The following is a 24,442-nucleotide window of genomic DNA, read 5'->3' as shown; positions in this document are numbered from 1 at the left end:
TATGACCATGACGAAAAAACTGAGTTGGTTCACCGCCCTGCTCCTGAGCACCGCTACACTGGCTCAGGCTGCCCCGCAACCAGCTGCTCCGATTGCGCCCCAGGCGGCGGCACAAAGCCCTCTGCCAGTGGTGAGCGACCAGACACTGCCGGGTGCACCGCTGCGCGACAGCCAACTGCTGTTCAACCTGGTCGCGCCGCCACCGGGTAGCATGACGTTGCGCGGCACCGGGCCGACCGGTCAGATTGAGTTTGGCGTGCGCAGTGATGAGGTGGTGACGCGCGCGCTACTCACCCTCAACTATCGTCCGTCACCGGCGTTAATCCCGACGCTGTCGCAACTTAAGGTATATCTCAACGATGAACTGGTCAGCCTGATCACCATCACCGCCGATCAGCTCGGCAAAGAGAATCAGACTCAACTGGCGATTGATCCGCGCTTTATCACTGACTTCAACCGCGTGCGGCTGGAACTGGTCGGCCATTACGCCAACGTGTGTGAAAACCCGGCCAACAGCACCATCTGGCTGGATATCGGCAAGGAGAGCAAGCTCGACCTGACGCTGCAAAAACTGCCGCTGAAAAACGATCTGTCGCACTTCCCGGAGCCTTTCTTCGACAGCCGCGACAGCCGACCGCTGCAACTGCCGATGGTATTCAGCGCCGCACCTGACCTGCAACAACAACGTGCCGCCGCGATTCTCGCCTCGTATTTTGGCAGCAAGGCGCAGTGGCGCGGCCAGACCTTCCCGGTGCTGTATAACCAACTGCCAAAAGAACAACACGCGGTGGTATTCGCCACTAACGATCAGCGTCCTGATTTCCTGAAGGAGATGCCGCCTGTACAAAAACCGACGGTGATGATGGTCAGCCAGCCGGAGAATCCGTATGAGAAGATGCTGCTGATTCTCGGTCGCGACGACAAAGATTTGCTGACCGCCGTCGAAGGCATTGCCCAGGGCGAGCTGCTGCTGCGCGGTGATACCTCAACGGTGGATGACGTCAAATTACTGGCTCCGCGTAAAGCCTATGACGCGCCGAACTGGGTACGCACCGACCGACGGACCACCTTTGCCGAGCTGACGCAGTACCAAAACCAACTGCAATCCGACGGCCTGCAACCCAACCCGATCGCGCTGACGCTCAACCTGCCGCCGGATCTGTTCCTGGTACGTGCTCGCGGCATCGATATGGACCTGATTTATCGCTACACCTCGCCGATGCAGCAGGATGGATCGCGCCTGGCGGTACACCTGAATAATCAGTTTATGCAGGACTATCCGTTGATGCCGAAGGACACCGGCGGCAAGCAACTGCTGCATATCCCGCTGATTCAGGGCTTGCAGGACAGCAGCCGCCAGCTGACCATTCCGGCGCTGCGCCTTGGCGTGGTCAACCAACTGCGTTTTGACTTTGATTACGCCAACACCTTTATTGGCGGTACTGCCGATGGCCGTTGCGAAACCGTCACCGCCGTCGGCCATCATGTGGTGATTGACGATCATTCCAGCATCGATTTCTCCGGCTATCGCCACTACATCGAAATGCCATCGCTGGCCGCGTACGCCAACGCCGGTTTCCCTTATAGCCGCTACGCCGACATGGCGCAGTCGCTGGTGCTGGTACAACCAAAACCAGGCAGCAACGAAGTGACCACCTTGCTGAATGCGCTGGGCAGCATCGGTGCGCAAACTGGCTATCCGGCGTTGCGCGTGCAAATGAGCGACGACTGGAGCAAAGCCAAAAGCAGCGACGCCGATCTGCTGATGATCGGCAGCATCCCGGCCGATCTCCAGGATGACCGCAAGATCAATGCGCTGGTTGAGGCGGCCCGTAGCTGGATCAACATGCCAGCACGCCCCATCGCCGCACCTAACGTCCCGGTTTCTGCCAGCGATCGCGCTGTCGAAAGTCAGACCACCATCAGTTCACGCGGCCCGCTGGGCGTGATTGTCGGCTTCCAGTCGCCGTTCTTTGATCAACGTAGCGTGGTCGCCTTGCTGGCCGACAGCCCGCGTGGTTGGGATCTGCTCAACAACGCGATGCAGGATAGCGGCAAACGCGCGGCGATTTTCGGTTCGGCTTCGATCATTCGCGAGTCTGGTGTCTACAGCCTGCGGGTTGGCGATACCTATTTCGTCGGTCATCTGCCGTGGTGGGAGCGTCTGTGGAATATGCTGGCAACGCATCCGGTCTGGCTGGCGCTGTGTGCTGTGGTGGTAGTGCTGCTGTTTGCCCTGATGGCATGGCGTCTGATGCGTATGGTGAGCCGCCGTCGTCTGGCAGAAGAATACGACGATGAATAAAGCGCGCGCGCTGCGGTTCGGGCTGCTGCTCAGCACCACGCTGGGGATGCTGGCGGGCGCGGTCGCCGCGCCCGCCGGTCCACAGGTTTCGCCGGTCGAATGGCTACTGATGCAGATCCGCACCGGCGAGTCGACCAACAAGTATGACCTGGTGCAGCAATCGCTCTACCGGCTGGAAAAAATCGATCCTGACAACCCGCAGGTGCTGGCGGCGCAAATCCGCATGGCGCTGCGTCAGGGCGATCTGGCGAAGGCACAAACGTTACTGGATGAACTGAAACGTGTGGCACCGCAATCCGCCGCCGCCCATGAATCCGAAGCCGGTATGAAACTGATGTCAGCCGAAGGCCGTCAGCAGTTGCAACAAGCCCGACTGCTGGCGGCCGCGGGTCACATAGCGGAAGCGAAAGAAGCGTGGGACGCGCTGTTTCACGGCGTGTTCCCGGATGTGAACACCGAACTGGAATACTGGCAACTGGTGGCGCGTCTGCCCGGTCAGCAGCAGACGGCCTATCGCCAATTACAGGCGCTGGAACAACGCTACCCCGGTAATATCGGCGTGGAGCTACAACTGGCGCGCATGGCCTTTGATAACAATCAGCCAGCCGCAGCGCTAACGCAACTGCGCAACCTCGCCAGGCGCGATGGTGGCCGCGATGCCGCTTCAGAACTCTGGCTACAGCAGATCCAGAATCAGCCCGTCAGCGACCAGAGTGTCGCCAGCCTGCAACAATATCTCACCGTATTTACCTCTGGCGATGCACAACAACGTGGACAGGAGGAGCTGGCGCGGCAGCAAAAACTGCTGGCCGATCCGGCCTATCGGCAGCGCATGCGCGGGCTGGCGCTGGTTGATGCCGGAGGCGGCGCAGGGGCGATTGCCTCCCTCAGCGCGGCGCTAAAAGCCACGCCTGATGATGCCGAACTGATGGGGGCGATGGGCCAGGCCCAGGCGCGCGCCAACAACCGTGCTGCGGCCATTATGTGGTTAGAAAAAGCCATCAAACACGGTCAGGCCAGCACCCAGGTGGGGAAATGGCAGTCGTTGCTGCAAACCAACCGTTACTGGCTGGCAATCAACAATGGTGATAACGCGCTGAAAAAAGGCGATCTCAATGGGGCGGAACGTCAGTATCGCAACGCCCAGGTGATTGATAACAGCGACAGTTGGGCGCTGATCGGACTCGGCGATGTGGCGAAGGCGCGCCATAACGAGGCCCAGGCCGAACGCTACTGGCAACTGGCGCTGCGCATTGATCGTGGTAACACCACGGCGGTGCGCCGCCTGGCGGGTTTATACCAGCAACAATCCCCGGCGCGGGCGATGGCGTTTATCAACGCCCTGCCCGCCGCCCAGCAACGCGGATTAGCCGACACGCTGCGTACTCTGCGTAGCGATAGCCTGCGCGCCGAAGCTGATGCGTTAGCGGAACAGGGGCAGTGGCATCAGGCGGTGGTGAAATATCGTCAGGCGGCCCAGGATACTCCCAACGATATCTGGCTGTCGTACCGTCTGGCCGGGGCGTTACGCAACAGTGGCGAAGCCGCGCAGGGGCGCACGGTGATGGAAGCGATGGTGCGCCAGCACCCGCAGGATCCGAGTGCGTTGTATGCCTGGGCGCTGTGGCTGTCTTCCGGCGATGAGGATGACGCGGCGCTGGCGGCGCTCAATCGCCTGCCGCAGGCGCGCTGGGATGACAACATGCATGAACTGGCCGATCGGCTGAATCAGCAAAAAGTCTTTGCCCGCGCCAATGCGCTACGCGATGGCGGCAATGAAGCGGCAGCGATCGCGTTGTTAAAACAACAACCCGCCTCTTCACGCCGTGATATCACGCTGGCCGACTGGGCACTGGAGCGCGGCGATGCGCACACAGCGCTGGCAGGTTACCAGCAGGTGCTGCACCAGGATGCGCATAATAACGACGCCGCCCTCGGGCGTATTGAAGCGTTGATTGCGCTGAAACGCCCACAGGAAGCGCGTCAGGCGTTACAAAGCTTGCCGGATAGCGTGGCAGAAGAAAGTATCAACAGCGGGCGTCGGGTGGCGCTTGCCTGGCAAAACAGCGGCGACAACCTGCGGGCGCAGCGGCTATTTAACACGTTAAAAACCCGCGCCGCCCAGGAAGCGCCCTCGCAAAGTAAAGCGTTGGTGTATCGCGATGCGGCGCGGCTGGAAACCCACTTACGCCAGCCCGCACAGGCGCAGCAGGATTACCGGCTGGCGATGGCTGCCAGCGGCATCAGCGCAACCGTGCCAGAGGATAACGACAGCTACACCCGGCTGACCCGTAATCAACCACAGGATGACTGGCTGAAGCGCGGTATTCGCAGCGATGCCGCCGATCTTTATCGCCAGCAGGACACCACCGTCACGCTGGAACAGGATTACTCGCGCGACAAGGGCACCGGTGGCCGCTCAGATTTTACTGCGCACACCACCATGTTGCAGGCGGAGACGCCGCTGGCCGATGGTCGTAGTTTTGTCCGCGTCGATCATGTGCTGGTGTCGGCAGGCACCTTTGCCACCGAAAACAACAGCCACAACGATCGCTTCGGTAGTTGTAATGATGCCAATTCCGGCGGCTGTAGCCGCGATTTCACCCAGCGCGATGAAGGTACGGCGATTGGCGTAGGCTGGCATAACGACCGCTGGTCCGGCGATATCGGTACCACGCCGCTCGGCTTTGAAGTCACCAACTGGGTAGGCGGTCTGAGCTGGAAAACCGATGTGGACGATATTGGCGTCACCCTGACGGCCTCCCGTCGCCCGATCTCCAGCTCGCTGCTGGCCTATGCGGGCGCACGCGATCCCGCCACCAACGGCGGCAAAACCTGGGGCGGCGTGGTCGCCACTGGCGGTTCGCTCGGGTTGAGTTATGACCAGGGTGGCGCGCATGGCGTCTGGGCAGATCTCAGCGCGCATCAACTGACCGGGGAAAATGTCGCAGACAACACCCGCGAACGTATGATGGCGGGTTACTACTACAAGTTGATCAACGAGGACAACCGCCGCGCCACCGTTGGCCTGAACAGTATGCTGTGGCACTACCAGAAGGATTTAAGCGATTACACCTTCGGTCAGGGTGGCTACTACAGCCCGCAGCAATATCTGTCGTTCTCGGTGCCGGTGACATATCGCCAGCGTACCGAGAACTGGTCATTTGATCTCGGCGGCTCGGTATCCTGGTCGCATTCCAAAACCGATGCGCAGCAGCGTTATCCGGTCAATCCGGGGTTTGAACTGGCGTCGAATCCCTACTCAGACAGCAGTTCCGGCAGCGGCGTGGGTTATACCCTACAGGCGATTGTGGAGCGGCGCGTAACCCCGCATTGGTTTGTCGGGGTGGCGATGGATATTCAGCAGGCGAAAGATTACACCCCAAGCCACGGCTTGCTGTATGTGCGTTATTCGATGGCGGGCTGGAACGGTGATATGGATATGCCGCCGCAACCGTTGATTCCGTATGCGGATTTTAAATGATGGGTTCGCCTGGCAGTGGTCTGGATCTGAGAAGGTTCCGCCCGCCCCATCGTCTGAAAACCAGGTGCTCTCTTAATTGCGCGATAAATCGCGCCGCTACAAATGGCAGCACGTTACCCGTAGCGGCGCGATTTATCGCGCAAAAAAAGAGGCTGGCGCAGGGCCGGGGAGTGCAGAGGGCGCGGCCAGGCGCCCTTTGCTCGGTCGCCGCACCGGCGAACTGAAACTACTTCAGCCTGTGGCGAACGAAATCACGCCAGTGCGAACGAAACCGCCCCCAAACTTCAGCGCATCAGCGCCTTTCCTGATATGCCATCCAGGTCAGCAACTGCAAACTGGCAGAAAAGTAGTTCTGATCCGGTGCCAGCCGGTCACTGAGATAACCCGTCTCGCTCAGCGTCAAATCCCTAATCGCCAGCAAGCCGCCGTCGAGGTTGTAAGGCGCGGGCGTGTTCGCCAGCACATCAAACCACGCCGGGGTGGTTAAGCGCCCATAGGCCTGCCAGACACGCTGGTAGGGCACCAGACGCAGGCTTTGCGGATCGTACCACCAGATATTCAGTGGGATACGAATCGCGTCATAGCTAAAGCGGTTGGAATACCCGACCGCTGGCGCAACCGAGCCATCCGCATTCAGCGCCACCCAATCGAGCGGCAAACCACTTTTGCCGAAATGCATATCGCCCAGCAGGTCCATGCCATCATCAATCAACTGATTCCAGACGCGCAAATGGCTGTGCTCAGCAAACTCACGCCATGCCGGGAACAGGAAATAGGACGGATTGAGTACGATAAAACTGGTTTTATTGAAACCCTGCACACCCGGCAGCATCACGGTATGCCCGGCATAGGTGATCACGTTGTGCTTCACAATCGCCCGCTGGATACGATCAGACGCCTGCTGGTAACTGGCAGAGGACCACTTCTGCGCCCCACGCTGCAAGGCCCAGGCAATCAGGACATCACCATCCGACGCGTTATTTTTGTCAGCGACGGGATCGGTCGCACCTGGGGTATAACGCCAGTAAAACAGATCGTTTTGCGGATTGCGCAGATGGGTCTGCGTCCACTGCCACAGCTTATCAAAGGTCGGGCGATCGTCATTGGCTACCGCCAGCAACATGCCGTAGCCCTGGCCTTCGGTATGGCTGACGTTGTTATTGGCGGTATCGCTGATACGACCATCGTTGCTCATAAAGCGACTTTTAAAGGTACTCCAGCCATCTGCGGCCGCCTGGGCACTAAAAAACATCACCATGAAACAGAGTATCCATTGACGCCAGAACGGCTTAACACTCATCTCAGCTTCCTATTGATATCGGTAGTGCAGCGTACTGCCATCGAGCTTTTCAAGGGTAAGAGGAACCTTGACGCTGCCGCCCTGGTCCTGAAGCCAGCGGGCATACACCCCGGCCAGCACGGCGCTAAATGCCAACTGCCAGCGTTCGCTATTCACCCGGTTGTCTCCCGCCGGTAACGCATGGTGCTGAATCAGAATGGCGTTCTCCATCGGCTGTAATTGGGCAAAGCCCCAGCTAAAACGCGCCAGCTGCAAATTCATTTCACGCTCAAGATCCTGAACGGTGCGCGCCTCCGCCAAAGGATAGCGCGCCGCCAGCGATTCGCCCACCTGGTTGAGGAAACCTTCGGCTTCCTCTCCGGCATTATCCAGCATGCCTTCAATCATCACGCTAACCAGATCAAACCAGCCCGGCTGATGCGGGTGATTGACGCGGGCTGCCAATTGCTCACTCATTAGTTGTCTCCGAACATGTAGCGGAAGTACAGATTCGCGGTAGTCTCGTTGTAATCACCGAAGGTGTCATAGCCTAACTGACCACCCAGGGTGAGATCTTTGTTGATCTTATAGTCAGCCCCGGCATGCAGGTTATAACCAATGCCGTTTTTGCTATCGCCTTCGTAGTAGGCGCTCTTGACGTAACCCGCATCCGCCATTGCCTGCAACTGAGATTGCAATGAAGGATCATTCGGGAAGTAAGCGCTTCTGTCCTGGCTGTAGGACTGATAACCGATCGAACCACCGATATTCACCTTCAGGTCATCAAAGGTACGCGAGAAGTCGACAGGGAACGAGATCGATGCGTAGTTCTGCGGGCTGAAATAACCGCCCTGGCCATAGCTGAAGTAGCTGAGGTTTTTCGAGAAGTCCATCCACGACAGGCTCATACCCACCTTCAGTTCGCGGTCGTCGTAATGGAACGGACGTACATAGGCGCCTGCGGTGGCCTGCACGCTGTTGTTGCTGGCGACGTTCTCGCCAATATAGCTGTAGGCACCACCACCAACATAGAAACCGGCGTCACCGTTGTCGTAGCTCAGCAGCGCGTTGCCGCCGTTTTTCGTCACCTGGCCCCATTTCTTACCGCTGGCGGTATCTTCTGCGCCAACATACGACAGCAGGCTGTCCGTTACCGCACGACGCTCTCCGGTCAGGATCAGCGTCAGGAAGTCAGTCAGCTTCGGCGACCACTGGATGCCACCCACCATAGTGCTGAGATCCTGGCCGAGCGGCGTACTGCCAAGGTCGATTTTGTAGCTATCGCCACGCAGCGCCATATTCAGCTCAACCCCGTTGCCTTTCTGCGAATTGGTCGAAGAAGAAGGCACATCGGTGACTTCAGCATCACCCGCCGCAACCACGCCGCCCTGAATCAGCGCGTTAGTACCGAAACGACGCCAGGCATCGCCCGCGGCACTGCCCGCCGACAGGGAAATCGGCGTCATGGTAAAGTCGAAGCGCGAATCACCAAACGGCACGGTGGAGAAGGTCAGCGGTGCTTTGGCTTCGGTCAACTTACTCAGCCCCGATTCGCCATCACGTCCACGTACCTGCAACTGGCCCTGAGTCCAGGTGCCGGTTTTCTCCTGCAAATCGTCCATCATATCGTCGATCTGCTTCAGTGTACGGCTCTGCTGCACCGCCGGGGTATTGCTCGCCAGCGTTACGCCACTGGCGCTGCTGGTGGCATCCGGCGAGGATTGCCACGGCATCACCGTACCGTAGCTGGAAGGCGTGCGCCCTACCGGTGAGGTGCTGCGGTTGATAAACGGGTTATCCGCCAACGCCAGACCACCCACGGTCGGTACGCTGCCGGTTTGTGCACCCTGCAAGCCAATCAACTGGCCGCGGGCGGTGCGCAGATAACTCATCGCCTGGCTGTGCTCACCGTTGGCTTCCGCCACTCGCGCCAGCAACAGCAGACGGTCCGGCGTTTGCTCATTACGCAGGCCACGCGTCAGGGTATTGGCTTTCTGCACATCGTTCTGTGCCAGCGCCACATTGATCGCCCCTTCACGCGCATCCTGGGTCGGGGTGTCCTGGGTCATCAGGTAGTCATACACCACGCCCGCTTCTTTGTTCATCTTGCCGGATTGGTACAGACGCGCCATCGCGAACATCAGATCGCGGTTCTGCGGATCGTGTTGCAGCGCCCCCACCAGTTTGTCATAAGCGGCGGCGTATTGTTTCTGCTCACGCAGGCGATCCACTTCGTTGATAACGTAGCCGTTGCGAATCCCAGCCAATTGCGTCGGCGTACTGCGAGCCTGCAATTCCGGGCTGCTGAGGAAGCTCTGCGCTTCGGTGGTCAAACCGGCCTGATTGAGGACCGCCACCTGCGCAGCGTAATCGCCGGCGTTGCCCTGCACGCCGCGCTGCATATTGCTACGCACCACGGACACCGCGGTGGTGAGGTCACCCGCTTTCGCCAGTTTCTGCGCCAGATTACCCGCGTCCACCGGATTCGCTGGCGGATTCGACGCCAGCGCGCGCAGCGTATTCGCTGCTGCGGCATTCGAACCCTGCGCCAGATACTGATCGGCGGTGTTCATTTGCAGGTTAAAGTTCACGCGTTGCGCCAGTTCGCGCATGTCGCTGCTTTTGCTGCTGTTGGGAATGCGCGCCAGCAGCAGGCTGGCTTGTTGCCAGGCACCGCTTTCGCTGGCATTCAACGCACCGGCGTAGAGTTCATTGGTGCTGGCACCGGTACGCATGGTCGGCTGCATAATATTCGCCGCCATCATACTATCGCCCTGACCACGATAGATGCGCGCCAGATCGAGACGCAGCCAGCCATCGTTAGGGTTACGCGCGATGCCCTGTTGCAGGGTGGCAATCGCCGCAGCATTGTTACCTGCCGCCAGCTCACGCTTCGCCTGCTGGCGGATTGGATCGGTGCTGCTGCCGCGCGGTGCCACGCTCTGACGCACGCTGTCCGGCAGCGAGGCCAACAACGTATTGGCTTCGGCGCTACGATTCTGCTGACGCAGCACGTAAAACAACCCTTCTTTCGCGTTACGGTTATCCGGCTCGCTTTGCAGGATCGAACGGTAAGTTTGCTCCGCCTGCGGTAACTGATTGGTACGACGCAGCACATCTGCGCGGAACAATTTGGCTGAAGTGCCTTTCTCGCCTTCAGCCTGAGTCAGTGGCTCGCTCAACGCCAGCGCCTGAGCGCTGTCGCCATTCTTCAGTGCCTGCTGGGCCGTTGCCAGTTGCGCATAGAAACGGGCATCAGCCGCCTGTTTCTGGCGCTGTTCGCTCTGATCCCCGCCCAACTGCGCAGCGCGCGTCAGGTAATCAGCCGCTTCAGAATAACGTCCGGCGCGCTGCGCCACGTAACCCATACCGGCCAGCGCATCGGCATCCTGCGGGTTGGCCTGCAACACTTTCTGGAAGTTGTTCTGGGCGCTGCTGACATCGCCGCTGTTCAGGGCTGTAAAGCCAGCCCCTTTCTCCGCGCCGCCGACATTTTTACGGTAATAATCCATCACCGCGTTGTCCTGCGGATGGCGTTGCTGCCAGGTCTGATACAACGACGCATCAGAAGCCTGCGGGCCAAGCCACAGCAGCGCCTGGCGCAGCGAACGGTCAGCATCTTTGTTGCCATCGGCCATCGTCGCCAGCAGATCGATACCTTCGCGACGCGTCGATTCCTGGTACGTCATTGCCTTGCCCAGCGCCAGTTTGGCCCCGGTATCCTGCGGATGTTCGGCGGAGAATTGACGCAACGCTTCGACCGCCTGCGGTAGCATCGATCGGTCACCGGCCATCGTCAGATAATATTCGGCAGCGACACTCGGCGGCGGCTCATTGCCGCTAAAGGTATTGCGCCAGGTTTGCAAAGCTGCGGCGATGTTGCCGCTGCGCGCCTGCTGACGCGCCAGTGACAACTGTGACTGCGGGATACTTTGCAGCTGGCGAGCGTTATCAAGCTCCGTCAGATGCGCATCGTTGGGCGACACCTGGTTCAGGCGGGCGCGCCATTGCGCGGCGCCCACGTTATCGCCACTTTGCTGGGCATATAACGCCAGCAGGTACAGCGCCTGGGTGTTATTGGGTTCCACCATCAGCACTTTTTGCAGCGAGGCCTGGGCTAAATCGTCATGCGCTTTCTGGTGCCAGTAAGCCGCCTGATCGAACAGCGCTTGTAACGCAGGGTTGGTGCTCTCCGCCGCCAGCAGCGGCTGAGAGAGAGTCAGTGCCCCACCCAGAATCAGGGCATGGCGAATACCGGCGCTTATCAGATGTTTTTTCATTATTTTTATCCTTACTTCTTGCCGGGCTTGCTATCACCTTGCGGGTTAAGACGTCGCCATGCATGACGTCTCAGCATCACCCAGGCACCACTGCCCACCAGCGCTGAAACCAGCAATGCGGCCAGCGCCATCAGCACGGAGTGCTGGTTGGCATACCACACCACCATCATGTACCAGGGCATTTCACCGCTCGGGAACTGCGGCCCGACGCGGAAGCTGCGGATACCGTTTTCATCGGTGATGATGGCGGTATCGCCACGAATACCGGCGTTGATACGCGCCGAGTTCAAATCGTTGTGCAGACGCAGTAACTGGTCATCGCTGGTCGCCACCGTCATCACCACCAGGCGATCGGGGTTCCACGGCGAGCGATAGCTGACAAAACCGCGCCACGCCTCGTTGGAGGAGAAGTAGCGATCGGCATCCAGTTGTTGACGATACCAGTCGCCCATCAACCAGCCGCGCAGCTTGTCCCAGGTAGTGGGATCTTTCACGCCCAGCGTATTGCCGCTGGTTTCATACGGCGTTCCCGCCAGCATCGCCTGGTTAAAGGTGGTGTTTTGCGTGGTACTGACCGCCAGCAGGTCGCTCTGCTCCAGACGCGACAGGTTGGTGCCGCCATTCGGCATCCCGAATAACACCTGGTTCTGCGCCAGCGGCACGCCTGTGGCGTTACCGGCACGCGCTGCCATATCCAGCAGCGTGGAGATCTCGGCATCGCTTGGTTTTTCCGGCAGCAACAGCGCCGTCTGCGAGAAGTCAGCCAGACGTGTGAACGGGAAGGCAGCACCGACGAAGTACGACAGATTCGGCAGCATGGTGAAGTGGCGTGTATGGCTCAGGTCGATCGACGAGTCATCCTCAATGCGGCTCTTGATGTTGTTGTTCAGCAACACGCCGCAAGGGGCATCCGCTTTCGGCTTGATGTTGAAGTAAAGCGACAGTTGGTTGTCACCGTAAATCAGATAAGGATCGAGCTTGAGCGCATAGTTTTCCTGACGCGCATCGCCACCGAGACGATGCCAGGCACTCTCCAGCAGGCCGACTTTATTGACCGTCAGGTTGCGCAGGAAGGTGCCATTCAGCATCACGTTAAGGAACGAATTGTTCTCGTCGATCCAGCTTTCGGACGGGAAACGATAATGCAGGTTGACCGGAATGGTGTCGCCATCCCACATAAACAGATCCGGCGCGGCGCGGAAGTTCACGCTCAACGCATCGTGCCAGATACCGGTGGTGGTCAGGCTTTGATCTTTACGCAGTAGCTCGCTCAAACGTACCGGACGGCTGGTATTGATCCAGCGCGGGGCGTCATACGGCTTACGCAGCGCAATCGGCTGCGGCTGCACATTCAGGTTGCTGGCATCGGTGGTCAGCGGCTGGGTCGTCAGACGATTGGCCGCCTGACGCAGTTGCGTATCATCGGCGCCGCTCACCAGCAGCAGTTTGTACACCGGGTTGAGCGGGTTATCGACCATCTGTAAGGTCGGGCCGTTGGCCGCCGGGAAAGTCAGGGGACCAATTTTATCGCCAGGATGGCCGAACAGAATGCCGTTGTGCTCCGGCAAATCACCGCGTACCACCGGGAAGCGGATGCCACGGTAATCCGACTGAATGCCCATCCAGGACGCTACCAGCGCAGCGGCGCTGACGGTATCCGGCGTCACGTTTGAGGCAAAGCCAATGGTGACGCTGGCAGGCGTCATGCGCAGCGGATCAATAAACGGACGCGGGAAGTTACGCAGGCTGGTGCCGATGTTCAACTGCTGGCCTTCCATGCTCAGCGTGGTTTTCGGCAGGATGGTCACCTGATATTGCTGCGCGCTCTCTTTCTCGCACAACAACTTGTCAGCATCGTTGATTTTGAAGCTCAGGTTGTTGCTGGACACCACCATCGCCGCCGGGATATCGAGCTGATAATCGCTGGTATCGCTGTCGGTGGAACCCAGTGGCAACGTGCCCAATGGCTGGCCGTTCAACATCAGTTGCAGCGAGGTATTACGCGATGCCAGCGCAGCAGAAACACGCAGCGACAGGTTGAGGCGCGCATTGGTGATCACCTCGTCACCCGGCAGGGTAAACACGATGCCGGACTGCAACTGACCACCGGTTAACACGATGCCCTGCTTCTGGCCCATCTGTGCCACCGAAATCACGGTGCTGACCGGCTGATTCAGCGGCGCGGCGACGACCGGCGCTGGCACCGGGGCCGCAGCAGGTGTCGGCAGAACCATCTCGGGTGCCGGAGCCGGAGACTCGCTGGCGGCGGCGGGTGCATCATTTTCTACCGCAGGCGCATTCTCGGCGGGTGCGCTGACCGCTGGCGTGGTTTCCGCCGGGGTATAAGGCGTGCTACCTGCCGCCTCTTTCAGTTGTGCATCGGCATTGTTATCAAGGCCCTGCGGTGGTGGAATTTGCCCCAGTGCAGAGCTGTCCTGCGTTACCGTGGCTGGCGTTTCCGCCCAGGCGGGCACGAGCAGCAGCGCGGTTGCCAGCGAACTCGCCAGCAACGTTTGCGTCAAATTTTTCATGCGGCGCTGTCCTCTTTGACGGCAGGCTGAGCCTCCTGCTTGCCCTTATTACGACGATCTTTCCATGTCAGCCAGAACAGCTCGAAAACGGTACGCACAATGGTGCCGAGCGACAACAATGGATTGTCCTGCTTGTACTGCGGCTGAATCCACGCATCGGCACGCGCCAGCACCACACGCACCAGTTCGCGGCGACGCGACAGCGGCATGGCTTCGAAACGCAGACGAATGGTTTCGTCATCGCCAGAGATTTTGCTCACCGGAATGGTAATGGCACCTGATTTCAGCAGCAGATCGATCTCTTCGATTTCATCGTATTCATGACGATCATCGGGCGCGTCGAGTTGTGCGCCGCCCATTGACAGGTCGCTGGTCATGGTGCGCGACGAGATACCGCTGGCGTAGTGAATAATCGCCGGGATCTGTACTTCAATACGGATGGTTTTACGCACCTGCTTGGTTTCACGCGCTACGGCAATCGCCGCCATCAGGATAATCAGGCTGAACACCGCCCAGCCGACATTAAGGGCAATCACGTAAGGATCCACCCCGAAGTAATCATGCATGGTGGCACGCACCACACCCGCCACAATCCCTATCGTCAGCAACGCCGCCACAATCACATGCGGGCGCACGATGTGGAAATCGAAGAAGCCCTGATCCAGCACCCCGCCTTTATCGGTGACGTTGAACTTACCGTGTTTCGGCGAGAACATGGTCAAAATGGTCGGGATAACCAGGTGGAAACACATCACCGTTTCGTAAATCTCACCCCAGAAGGTGTAACGGAACCGGCCATTCATACGTGAGTTGACGTACAGCGACATCACCAGGTGCGGCAGCACGTAAGCGAAAATCAACGATGCCGACGAGTGAATGATGTTGAGGTTAAACAGCAGATACGCCAGCGGTGCCGTCAGGAACGCCACGCGCGGCAGACCAAACTGGAAGTGCAACATCGCGTTGAGGTAGCACAGGCGTTGCTGCCACTTCAGACCACGCCCGAACAGCGGGTTATCGACACGGAAAATCTGCGTCATGCCACGCGCCCAGCGGGTACGCTGAATGACGTGCAGACCCAGACGTTCGGTCGCCAGTCCGGCCGCCAGTGGAATCGACAGGAAGGCAGAACCCCAGCCAAGACGCTGCATTTTCAATGCGGTGTGGGCATCTTCGGTAACGGTTTCCACCGCAAACCCGCCAATCTCCTCCAGCGCGCTACGGCGAATCACCGCACAGGAACCGCAGAAGAAGGTCGCGTTCCAGTTATCGTTGCCTTGCTGCACCGGGCCGTAGAACAGCGAACCTTCGTTCGGGATGCTGCGCGCAGCGCGCAGGTTACGTTCGAACGGATCGGGTGAGTAGAAGTAGTGCGGCGTTTGCAACAGCGCCAGCTTCGGATCTTTCAGGAACGGTCCCACCGTCGCTTGCAGGAAAGTACGGGTGGCAACGTGGTCACAGTCAAATACGCAAATCAGCTCACCTTTCGTGATTTTCATCGCATGGTTGAGGTTACCGGCTTTCGCATGGCGGTTGTCGTCACGGGTGATATAACCGACCCCGACGTCTGCCGCAAACATGGCAAATTCACTACGTTTGCCGTCATCCAGCAAATAAATTTTCAGCTTGTCGCGCGGGTAATCAATACACTGTGCCGCCAGAACGGTATCACGTACCACATCGAGGCTTTCATTATAAGAAGGCACATACACATCGACCGTTGGCCACAGGCTGGTATCTTCCGGCAGCGGTTCAATGGTGCGTTTTAATGGCCAGGTGGTTTGCAGGAAACCCAGAATTAAGATCAGCCAGACGTACAATTCGGCAAGATATAAACCGATACCGAGAATGGCTTCAATCTCGGAATTAAAGTGCAACGTCTCCGTAGTGCGCCACCAGATATAGCGGGTCGACATCAGGGCGGAGAGGATGACCATCACCACGGTTATTTTACGGCTTTTGCTTAAGCCCATTAAAAACAGCATGCCAATGCTGATTAAGCCAAAGATATATTGTTTCTGGCTATCCATCGGCGTGATGATGATTACCGCTGCGACCGGTGCAAGCACCAGCAGCAGCAGGTAAAACGCGAGTTTACTCATGATTCACCTGCGGAGCTGTGTTGTTATTATTCGCCTGACAATGCCAGGCTATTAATAATGACTGCGAATGGGTGCCTGAACTTCACCGTTGCCCACGGAGATATTCAGAATATTGGAGACACGCTTGGCAACCAGCTCAATATCAAACGCTGCCGCAGATGCAGGGCTGAAATCAAAAACAGATTGCTGTGACGCATTGGCTTCCGCGACGCTTTCATCCCGGTGCACCACACCCAATAAATTGTCACCCAGACGATGCTGCATAAAAGCGGTGACATCACGGCTTATATTGCGGCGGTTATCGCTCTGGTTGAGCACAAAATAGTGTCCATGTTTATTATTTAGTGGCTGACCAATCATGCGGTCGTTTTCAATTTGCGGCAGTAAAGACACCGAAGCGGTGTCCGCCAGCATCACCACTAAATGCATATCGGCAAGTGCCGTCATCGCCTTCAACGCCGGACCTGGCCCTGGCGGAAAATCCGCGATGATGACCAGGCCGGGATAATTAAGTACCGTATCCAGGCCGCGTTTCAGGAAATGCGGATCTTTACTCAGGTTCTCTTCAAAACGTTCGCGCTGTTGTTCCGTGACCTCGCCATATGGCATGACAAAAATATTGCCGCCGGTGGTGAGAATGGACTGACTCCAGTCGGCTTGTTCTTCGGAACGCGCCACAAAACCGCGACCATCATGCAGCGGCACGCCAAAATGCAGGCGCAACGCATTTTGTACGTCAAAATCAATTGCCAAAACTTTGCTGCCTGCGCGGGCCAGACTCCAGGCCAGGTTGGCTGCCATTGTGGTCTTCCCTACTCCCCCTTTAGGCGAGCACACACAAACTAACGGCATAGCGCAATCTTCTCCAGTAACGGTTTCAGTAATGTCTCTTTCGACAGGTTCACAGGCTCAGCAGGCCGCGAACGGAATAATGCGCCAAAGCGTGACGGTACCGCAGCGGGTTGCGCCGGTGCGACTGGGGCAGCAAAAACGGGGGGCGGTGCAACGGCCACCGGTGCCGGAACCACTGCCGGCTCCGGCACCACAGTGGGTGCCACAGGCGCTTCAACCGGTTTGGGCGGTGGGGGCGGAAACAGCGACGTTGTTGCCTGCCGCTCAACATGAGTGGCTTTCGGTGCCACAGGTGTGGCTGAAGGCGAGGGTTTAGCCGGGGCTGGCGGGAACAATGATGACACCGCTGTCGGGGCCTCCCCCGCTGCTGGCGTCGCTGCCAGGCTATCCAGAATCGAACCCCGTACGCTACTGGCGACCGGCGCGACCTGCGGTTGTTGTGGTGGTGCATCGAATTCGTTGCCGCGAATCGGCTGTGGCTGCGGCAGATCGATACGCTGGCCGCCGCCTAACGTTTCCTGATCTTCATCAGCAGCCAGCTGACGGATAATCGCCCACTGACTCTGGTCGGCTTCCTGCGTTTGCCCGGACATATCCTTAAAAGCGATATCCAGCGTCTGCGTTTTTTCCTTAAAACGCTGCAAATCGTCGTAGTTCTTCATGACCAGGGGCCTGTAAAAGGAGGGGGGGAATTTTTCGCGAATATATCACATACATTAAAACACAGTGAGAGAAATCTGATTATTAAAACGCCGAATTCAATAAAAGAGTTTTATCTTTGTGATTGAAAAAAGGGTGCAAAATAACTCTCATTCTGTTTATGACCTGAAATTAATTAATATCGGTTAACTGAAATAATCACGGTGATAATCTTTTCATAACTCACTGAAAAATTTCTAACCCTCTGCAAATTACGGATTTTTCACCTGCGTGATCAATCTCACACAAATTTGACAAAATTCGGAATTTGTCTTAACGGACGAAACAATTTTTAATACCAGCGAATGACTGATGCAATCGGGTAATGAATTTTGCTATGGGTTCATAATCGATACGTCAGTCGTTAATTTTTTTGAAGTATAGACTAACAAATGAAAAAAGCCCCGACGGGGTAATGCTGGTCAGTTAAGCAATCGGTGATAACGCAGTCTGGTGTCACTCAGGGGCTGGCGGTCCTCGCGCCGCTGACGCGGTGCCTTCACGGCATTCATCTGCCTGACGGACCGGCGTGGATGGAACATCCCTGTCCCACCCCGCCTTTCGCGCGCATCCATGCGCGCTCTCCTGGCAGACTCACTCTGTTCAGCGCAGCGGATTGCCTGCCCCTGAGCGGCCCCAGCCTGCTCCAAAGCTTCGGTGTGTGTTGCCAGAAAGGGCACAATTGTGAAGGCCATCGCCCCTCTGCTGCTGCAAAGGGCTATCCGCAGCGCTGAGGCTTTGACGTTGGGCCAGGAGACTCACGCAGGGATGCGTGAGTCAGTTCGGGGTGGACAGGGATGGACGTCCCCGAACGGTCCGTCGGCACGACGTTGAAGCCGAAGGCACCGCGTCAGCGGCGCGAGGACTGCCCGGCAGCCGCAGAGGGGCGATGGCCCACAGCAGAGTACGCATAAAAAAAGCTGCCATTCTTTAAACAATGGCAGCCTTATCCGAATATGGTCTTAACTGACCAGCATTACCCCAACGGGGGCCTTTTATCTCTGCAAGATAACTTATGCGCCAGTGATCGGCTGGTTCTCATCCTGGTCTACGGCAAAGCAGGCGATTTGCTGCTCACCGTACGTTTTCAACTTGGGCTGCAACTGTACACAGGTGCCAAAACGGCGACGACAGCGCGCGTTGAAGGCGCAACCTGGCGGCGGGTTAAGCGGGCTGGGTAGCTCGCCGGTCAGTTTGATACGTTCACGACGTTCATCCGGATTGAGGCGCGGCGTGGCCGACAACAACGCCTGAGTGTAGGGATGGCGCGGATTGCTGAAAATCGCCTCTTTGCTCCCCTTCTCTACGCAGCGGCCAAGGTACATCACCATCACTTCATCGGCGATATGTTCCACCACCGACAAATCATGAGAGATGAACACATAGGAAAGACCGAGATCCTGTTGCAGGTCCATCATCAGGTTCAGTACCTGCGCACGCACCGAGACGTCGAGCGCCGATACCGGTTCATCGGCGATCAGCACATCCGGGTCCAGCATCAGGCCGCGGGCAATGGCGATACGCTGACGCTGACCGCCGGAAAACATATGCGGGTAGCGATCGTAATGTTCGGTTTTCAGACCAACCTTCGCCATCATCTCCAGCGTTTTTTCCCGACGTTCCGCTTTGGTCAACGTGGTGTTGATTACCAGCGGCTCTTCCAGAATCTGGCTGATTTTTTTGCGTGGATTCAGCGAACCATAGGGGTTCTGGAACACAATCTGGATTTTCTGGCGACGCAGTTTCTGCGCCTGCGGGTCATGCTTCAGCAAATCCTGACCATGCCAGTACAACTCGCCTTCGGTTGGGGTTTCAATCATGGTCAGCAGACGGCCCAGCGTGGATTTACCACAGCCCGACTCCCCGACCACCGCCAGCGTTTTGCCGCGTTCCAGATTGAACGATACGCCATCCAATGCTTTGACCAGACGCTCCTGGCCGAACAACCCTTTCTTCACCGGGTAGTGTTTTTTCAGGTCAATCGCCTGTAGCAGATAATCCTGCTGTGTTTTCTCATGACTCATAAGTCGGTCTCCCGGCATCATCCAGTGGGAAGTGACATTTGGACTGACGGCCCGGAATGTCGCGCAGTTCAGGCTCTTCGCTACGGCAACGATCGGTCACGTAGGGGCAGCGCGGATTCAACAGGCAGCCGGTTGGGCGGTCGTATTTACCCGGCACCACGCCCGGCAGCGAGGCCAGACGCGCTTTATCCGCCGCGAATTCCGGCAACGCACGCAGCAGCGCCTGGGTATAAGGATGACGCGGGGCTTTGAAGATATCCGCCGCTTTGCCGCTTTCCACCACTTGTCCGGCATACATAACGATGATGTGCTGCGCCGCTTCCGCCACCAGCGCCAGGTCATGGGTGATCAGGATCAGCGCCATGTTCTCCTGCTTTTGTAGCTCCAGCAGCAGTTCAATGATCTGCGCCTGGATGGTCACATCGAGCGCGGTGGTGGGTTCATCGGCGATCAGCAGCTTAGGTTTGCAGGCGATCGCCATGGCGATCATCACACGCTGGCTCATCCCGCCCGACAGCTGATGCGGATACACATCCAGACGTGAAGCCGGATCGGGAATCCCCACCTGCTCCAGCAGATCAATCGCGCGCTGACGACGGGTGCTACGGCTACCGCCCTGATGCACCTTCAGCGCTTCCATAATCTGGAAACCCACGGTGTAACACGGGTTAAGGCTGGTCATCGGGTCCTGGAAGATCATCGCCACTTCCGCACCCACCAGCTGGCGGCGCTCTTTTTCGGAGATGCGTTGCAGGTCGCGCTGGTTGAATTCCAGCTTCTCTGCCATCACCCGACCGGGATAATCAATCAGGCCCATAATCGCCAGCGAGCTAACCGATTTACCGGAACCAGACTCACCGACAATGCCGACCACCTGGCCCTGCTCAACCTGATAGCTGATACGGTCAACCGCTCGGAACGGTGTTTTTTCGTCGCCAAAATGCACCGACAGTTTTTCTACATTTAATAACGCCATCTCGGTGCCTCTTTACTGCTTGAGTTTCGGGTCGAGTGCATCACGCAAACCATCGCCCATGAGGTTGAATGCCAGAACCGTGAGCAGGATGACCACTCCAGGGAAGGTCACGACCCACCAGGCACTTTGCGCATACTGCAACACGTCGGAGAGCATGGTGCCCCACTCTGGTGTCGGCGGCTGCGCCCCCATACCGAGAAAGCCCAACGCCGCCATATCGAGGATGGCGTTGGAGAAACCTAACGACGCCTGCACAATCAACGGTGCCAGGCAGTTAGGCAGAATATTGACGAACATCTGGCGCAGCGTACCCGCCCCCGCCACGCTGGAAGCGGTGACGTAATCGCGGTTCACTTCCACCAGCACCGCAGCACGCGTCAGACGGATATAGTGCGGCAGCGCCACAAAGGTCAGCGCCAGCCCGGCGTTCACAATCGACGGACCAAAAATCGCCACCAGCACCAACGCCAGCAGCAGACTCGGCAGCGCCAGCATAATATCGACCAGGCGCATGATGATGGCGTCAACCACACCACCGAGGTAACCGGCCATCAGACCGAAAACCACCCCGAGGATCAGCGACAGCACCACCACCAGGCAGCCCACCAGCAGCGACAGGCGTGCGCCATACATCAGGCGCGACAGAATATCGCGGCCAACATCATCGGTGCCAAGGATAAACTTCCAGGTGCCGCCTTCCTGCCACACTGGTGGATGCAGCAACGCATCGCGGAACTGTTCCGCAGGGGCATGCGGCGCCAGGAATTCAGCAAAGATGGCGATCAGCAGCATCAGGATGATGAAGACCAGGCCAATAACCGCGCCTTTATTACGTTTGAAGTAGTGCCAGAATTCCTGAATCGGGGTCATCGGCTTGGGTGCAGCGCTTACGCTTGCGGGATCAACAGCAGACATGATGCCCCCTTATTTCTTATGACGGATACGTGGGTTAACCACGCCGTACAACAGATCAACCAACAGGTTGACCAGGATGATCAGAATCGCCACCAGCAGCACGCCGCCCTGCACCACCGGATAATCGCGGCGTTGCAGCGCTTCAATCAGCCAGCGCCCAAGGCCCGGCCAGGAGAAGATGGTTTCTGTCAGGATGGCCCCGGCCAGCAGCGTACCGACCTGTAAACCGATAACCGTCACCACCGGCAGCATGGCGTTACGCAGGGCGTGCACCACGATCACCCGCATACGCGTCAGCCCTTTGGCACGCGCGGTGCGGATGTAGTCTTCGCCCAGCACTTCCAGCATGGAGGAACGAGTCATACGCACAATCACCGCCAGCGGGATAGTCCCCAGCACGATGGCAGGCAGGATCATATGCATCACCGCATCTTTGAAGTCGCCCGGCTCGCCCCAGATCAGGGTATCGATCAGCATAAAGCCGGTAAGCGGATGGCTATCATCAAGGAAGATGGTGTCACTGACACGCCCAGAGACCGGCGTCAGGTTGAGCTGCACCGACACCAGCATGATCAGCATGATGCCCCACCAGAAAATCGGCATCGAGTAGCCGGTCAGGGAGATGCCCACGGCGGTGTGATCAAAGACAGAACCGCGTTTGACCGCCGCCAGTACGCCGACCGGAATGCCGACGGCAATGGCGAAGATCATTGCGCAGATGCCCAGCTCCAGCGTGGCTTTAAAGCGCGGTACGAATTCGTCCCACACCGGAATGCGGCTTTTCAGCGAGATACCTAAATCACCGTGCAACACGCCGTTGATGTAGGTGAGATATTGTTTCCACAGGGGTTGGTCAAGACCAAACATCGCCATCAACTGAGCATGACGCTCGGGCGAAATACCACGCTCACCCGCCATGATCAGTACCGGGTCGCCGGGGATCAGGTGAACAAACGCAAAGGTCAACAGGGTAATACCGATAAACGTTGGGATGACAAGGCCCAGACGTCGGAGTATGAACTGCAGCATAAGCCGTACTCTCAGTCATTTCCCGCAGCGTTGCCGCCGGGGACTACATTGCTCAAAACATGCATCCGGCACATAGCCGAACGCGACGCCAGAAGCGCTTCAATAAAAAGAAATTAGCCGGAAAAAAAGTGCGGAGTGCGGGCGGCGAAGAAGCCGCCCGAGGGCCGACGGCGTCGGCCCTGACCGCCATAATCCGAAAGGTTATTCCTGGATATCGACGTTTTCGAAGTGATGTTTACCTAACGGGTCAACCACATAGCCGGTCACTTTCTTGCTGACTGGCTCATACACAGTCGAGTGCGCAATGATCAGCGCCGGAGCCTGGTCATGCATAATCACCTGTGCCTGTTTGTAGTACTCAATACGTTTGTTGTGATCGGCTTCAGCACGGGCTGGCTGAATCTGATCTTCAAACGGCTTGTAGCACCAACGTGAGTAGTTAGAACCGTCTTTCGCCGCTGCACAGCTGAACAGGGTGGCGAAGAAGTTGTCCGGATCCCCGTTATCACCGGTCCAGCCCATCATCACGCTCTGATGTTCACCCGCTTTGGCACGCTTCAGGTACTCGCCCCACTCGTAGGTAACGATGTTGGCTTTGACACCGATTTTCGCCCAGTCAGCCTGAACCATTTCCGCCATACGACGGGCGTTCGGGTTGTACGGACGCTGTACCGGCATCGCCCACAGGTCGATAGTGAAGCCATCTGGCAGGCCCGCTTCTTTCAGCAGCGCTTTGGCTTTAGCCGGATCATACGGGTAATCCTGCACCGCGTCGTTGTAACCCCACATGGTTGGCGGGATCAGGTTTTTCGCGGCCTGGCCAGCACCCTGATAAACCGCATCAATGATGGCTTGCTTGTTCACCGCCATAGTCAGAGCCTGACGCACTTTCACGTTATCAAGCGGTTTTTTCTCGGTGTTGAACGACAGGTAGCCGACGTTCAGACCCGGTTGTTCCATCAGATTGATGTTTTTGTCTTTCTTCATGCTGGCGATATCAGCCGGGTTCGGGTACGGCATCACCTGGCACTCGCCTTTCTGCAACTTGGCGTAACGCACGGAAGCATCTGGCGTGATGGAGAAGACTAAGCGATCGATCTTCGGTTTGGTGCCCCAGTAATCCGGGTTCGCTTTGTAGAGGATGCGCGAGTCTTTCTGGTATTGCAGCAGCTGGAACGGACCGGTACCTACCGGGTTCAGGTCCACTTTTTCCGGCGTACCGGCTTTCAGCATGTTATCCGCGTACTCTTTCGACAGGATAGAGGCGAAGTCCATCCCGAGGTCGGCCAGGAACGGAGATTCCGGACGGGTCAGCACGAAGCGAACGGTGTGATCGTCCACTTTCTCGATTTTGCTGATCAAGTTCGGCATGTCCATGCCTTCGAAGTACTCGTAGCTGCCGCCAGAAACGCCGTGGTACTTGTTGTTTTTATCGAGCTGACGCTCGAAGGAGAAAATCACGTCATCAGCGTTGAAGTTACGCGTCGGTTTGAAGTCTTTGGTGGTTTGCCACTTCACGCCTTGGCGCAGATGGAAGGTATAGGTTTTGCCGTCAGCGCTCACATCCCACTTTTCAGCCAGGCCCGGTTCCACTTCTGTGGTGCCGATTTTGAATTCAACCAGACGGTTGTAGATCGGTACGGAGCTGGCATCGTAGGTAGTACCAGAGGTGAACAGCTGAGGGTTAAAGCCTTCCGGCGAACCTTCTGAACAGTAAACGAGGGTTTTCGCCTGGACACCCGCGGCAACGGTCATAGCAATCAGGCTCAGACCGACCTTCAGCATCCTGGATTTAGCCAGGGAGTTGATCATGTTTTGCTCCATTGTGATGTGATGTTGTGTGCGTTGCGCCTGACCTCTGATTTTTTTATGCGGTTCAGGCAAGTCACTTTTGTGACCAAAATGCGAATCGTTGTTTTTGTTGCGCTGGCACCGTGGAATCTGCCAGACGCGTCGGACTCTGCAT

General features: G+C 57.7%; 14 protein-coding genes. 2 read left to right on the top strand and 12 right to left on the bottom strand.

Annotated elements, in window-relative coordinates; all coding sequences use genetic code 11:
* Positions 1-7 precede the first annotated feature (7 nt).
* Positions 8-2,305 carry a cellulose biosynthesis cyclic di-GMP-binding regulatory protein BcsB gene (gene bcsB / locus AC6I8T_RS00720; RefSeq protein ID WP_036625822.1) on the top strand — a complete coding sequence of 766 codons (2,298 nt, stop codon included), beginning with the start codon at positions 8-10 and terminating at the stop codon, positions 2,303-2,305.
* A complete protein-coding gene (gene bcsC / locus AC6I8T_RS00715; protein ID WP_497833424.1) occupies positions 2,298-5,789 on the top strand; it encodes a cellulose synthase complex outer membrane protein BcsC in 3,492 nt (1,163 codons plus the stop codon). Before bcsB (AC6I8T_RS00720) ends, bcsC begins: the two co-directional genes overlap by 8 nt.
* Positions 5,790-6,081: 292 nt before the next feature.
* On the opposite strand, the gene AC6I8T_RS00710 is transcribed toward bcsC, so the two are convergent.
* From AC6I8T_RS00710 to dppA, 12 genes are all read right to left on the bottom strand, one after another.
* Complete coding sequence (locus AC6I8T_RS00710; RefSeq protein ID WP_036625810.1) at positions 6,082-7,089, bottom strand: family 8 glycosyl hydrolase; 1,008 nt, start codon at positions 7,087-7,089, stop codon at positions 6,082-6,084.
* Between the two features lie 9 nt (positions 7,090-7,098).
* On the bottom strand, positions 7,099-7,545 hold the full coding sequence (gene bcsD / locus AC6I8T_RS00705; RefSeq protein ID WP_021183755.1) for a cellulose biosynthesis protein BcsD: 447 nt from the start codon (positions 7,543-7,545) through the stop codon (positions 7,099-7,101).
* A complete protein-coding gene (locus tag AC6I8T_RS00700) occupies positions 7,545-11,348 on the bottom strand; it encodes a cellulose biosynthesis protein BcsC (protein ID WP_208724518.1) in 3,804 nt (1,267 codons plus the stop codon). The genes bcsD and AC6I8T_RS00700 overlap by 1 nt, the downstream gene beginning before the upstream one ends.
* An 11-nt stretch (positions 11,349-11,359) precedes the next feature.
* The gene (bcsB, locus tag AC6I8T_RS00695) at positions 11,360-13,879 is read right to left on the bottom strand and encodes a cellulose biosynthesis cyclic di-GMP-binding regulatory protein BcsB (RefSeq protein WP_208724517.1); all 2,520 of its coding nucleotides are present in this window, start codon (positions 13,877-13,879) and stop codon (positions 11,360-11,362) included.
* On the bottom strand, positions 13,876-15,981 hold the full coding sequence (gene bcsA / locus AC6I8T_RS00690; RefSeq protein WP_021183752.1) for a UDP-forming cellulose synthase catalytic subunit: 2,106 nt from the start codon (positions 15,979-15,981) through the stop codon (positions 13,876-13,878). Before bcsA ends, bcsB (AC6I8T_RS00695) begins: the two co-directional genes overlap by 4 nt.
* 51 nt (positions 15,982-16,032) lie before the next feature.
* A complete protein-coding gene (bcsQ, locus tag AC6I8T_RS00685) occupies positions 16,033-16,833 on the bottom strand; it encodes a cellulose biosynthesis protein BcsQ (RefSeq protein ID WP_497833423.1) in 801 nt (266 codons plus the stop codon).
* On the bottom strand, positions 16,824-17,495 hold the full coding sequence (bcsO, locus tag AC6I8T_RS00680) for a cellulose biosynthesis protein BcsO (RefSeq protein ID WP_497833422.1): 672 nt from the start codon (positions 17,493-17,495) through the stop codon (positions 16,824-16,826). The genes bcsQ and bcsO overlap by 10 nt, the downstream gene beginning before the upstream one ends.
* Before the next feature lie 1,050 nt (positions 17,496-18,545).
* A complete protein-coding gene (dppF, locus tag AC6I8T_RS00675; RefSeq protein WP_208724515.1) occupies positions 18,546-19,556 on the bottom strand; it encodes a dipeptide ABC transporter ATP-binding subunit DppF in 1,011 nt (336 codons plus the stop codon).
* Entirely contained in the window at positions 19,546-20,532 is a 987-nt protein-coding gene (gene dppD, locus AC6I8T_RS00670; protein ID WP_021183747.1) for a dipeptide ABC transporter ATP-binding protein, read from the bottom strand. Before dppD ends, dppF begins: the two co-directional genes overlap by 11 nt.
* A gap of 12 nt (positions 20,533-20,544) precedes the next feature.
* The gene (gene dppC / locus AC6I8T_RS00665; RefSeq protein ID WP_036625803.1) at positions 20,545-21,447 is read right to left on the bottom strand and encodes a dipeptide ABC transporter permease DppC; all 903 of its coding nucleotides are present in this window, start codon (positions 21,445-21,447) and stop codon (positions 20,545-20,547) included.
* A 9-nt stretch (positions 21,448-21,456) separates the two neighbouring features.
* On the bottom strand, positions 21,457-22,476 hold the full coding sequence (dppB, locus tag AC6I8T_RS00660) for a dipeptide ABC transporter permease DppB (protein WP_021183745.1): 1,020 nt from the start codon (positions 22,474-22,476) through the stop codon (positions 21,457-21,459).
* Between the two features lie 201 nt (positions 22,477-22,677).
* A complete protein-coding gene (dppA, locus tag AC6I8T_RS00655; protein ID WP_208724514.1) occupies positions 22,678-24,288 on the bottom strand; it encodes a dipeptide ABC transporter periplasmic-binding protein DppA in 1,611 nt (536 codons plus the stop codon).
* Positions 24,289-24,442: the final 154 nt, after the last annotated feature.

It is taken from the genome of Pantoea sp. X-Soil-OKNW-556, from assembly GCF_059730695.1.
This window is presented reverse-complemented; position numbering and strand designations above follow the sequence as displayed.

What these genes read in the sequence shown, in the direction of transcription:
- bcsB (WP_036625822.1), top strand. Translation starts at nt 8, where the DNA reads ATGACGAAAAAACTGAGTTGGTTCACCGCCCTGCTCCTGAGCACCGCT.
- bcsC (WP_497833424.1), top strand. Translation starts at nt 2,298, where the DNA reads ATGAATAAAGCGCGCGCGCTGCGGTTCGGGCTGCTGCTCAGCACCACG.
- AC6I8T_RS00710 (WP_036625810.1), bottom strand. Translation starts at nt 7,089, where the DNA reads ATGAGTGTTAAGCCGTTCTGGCGTCAATGGATACTCTGTTTCATGGTG.
- bcsD (WP_021183755.1), bottom strand. Translation starts at nt 7,545, where the DNA reads ATGAGTGAGCAATTGGCAGCCCGCGTCAATCACCCGCATCAGCCGGGC.
- AC6I8T_RS00700 (WP_208724518.1), bottom strand. Translation starts at nt 11,348, where the DNA reads ATGAAAAAACATCTGATAAGCGCCGGTATTCGCCATGCCCTGATTCTG.
- bcsB (WP_208724517.1), bottom strand. Translation starts at nt 13,879, where the DNA reads ATGAAAAATTTGACGCAAACGTTGCTGGCGAGTTCGCTGGCAACCGCG.
- bcsA (WP_021183752.1), bottom strand. Translation starts at nt 15,981, where the DNA reads ATGAGTAAACTCGCGTTTTACCTGCTGCTGCTGGTGCTTGCACCGGTC.
- bcsQ (WP_497833423.1), bottom strand. Translation starts at nt 16,833, where the DNA reads ATGCCGTTAGTTTGTGTGTGCTCGCCTAAAGGGGGAGTAGGGAAGACC.
- bcsO (WP_497833422.1), bottom strand. Translation starts at nt 17,495, where the DNA reads ATGAAGAACTACGACGATTTGCAGCGTTTTAAGGAAAAAACGCAGACG.
- dppF (WP_208724515.1), bottom strand. Translation starts at nt 19,556, where the DNA reads ATGAGTCATGAGAAAACACAGCAGGATTATCTGCTACAGGCGATTGAC.
- dppD (WP_021183747.1), bottom strand. Translation starts at nt 20,532, where the DNA reads ATGGCGTTATTAAATGTAGAAAAACTGTCGGTGCATTTTGGCGACGAA.
- dppC (WP_036625803.1), bottom strand. Translation starts at nt 21,447, where the DNA reads ATGTCTGCTGTTGATCCCGCAAGCGTAAGCGCTGCACCCAAGCCGATG.
- dppB (WP_021183745.1), bottom strand. Translation starts at nt 22,476, where the DNA reads ATGCTGCAGTTCATACTCCGACGTCTGGGCCTTGTCATCCCAACGTTT.
- dppA (WP_208724514.1), bottom strand. Translation starts at nt 24,288, where the DNA reads ATGATCAACTCCCTGGCTAAATCCAGGATGCTGAAGGTCGGTCTGAGC.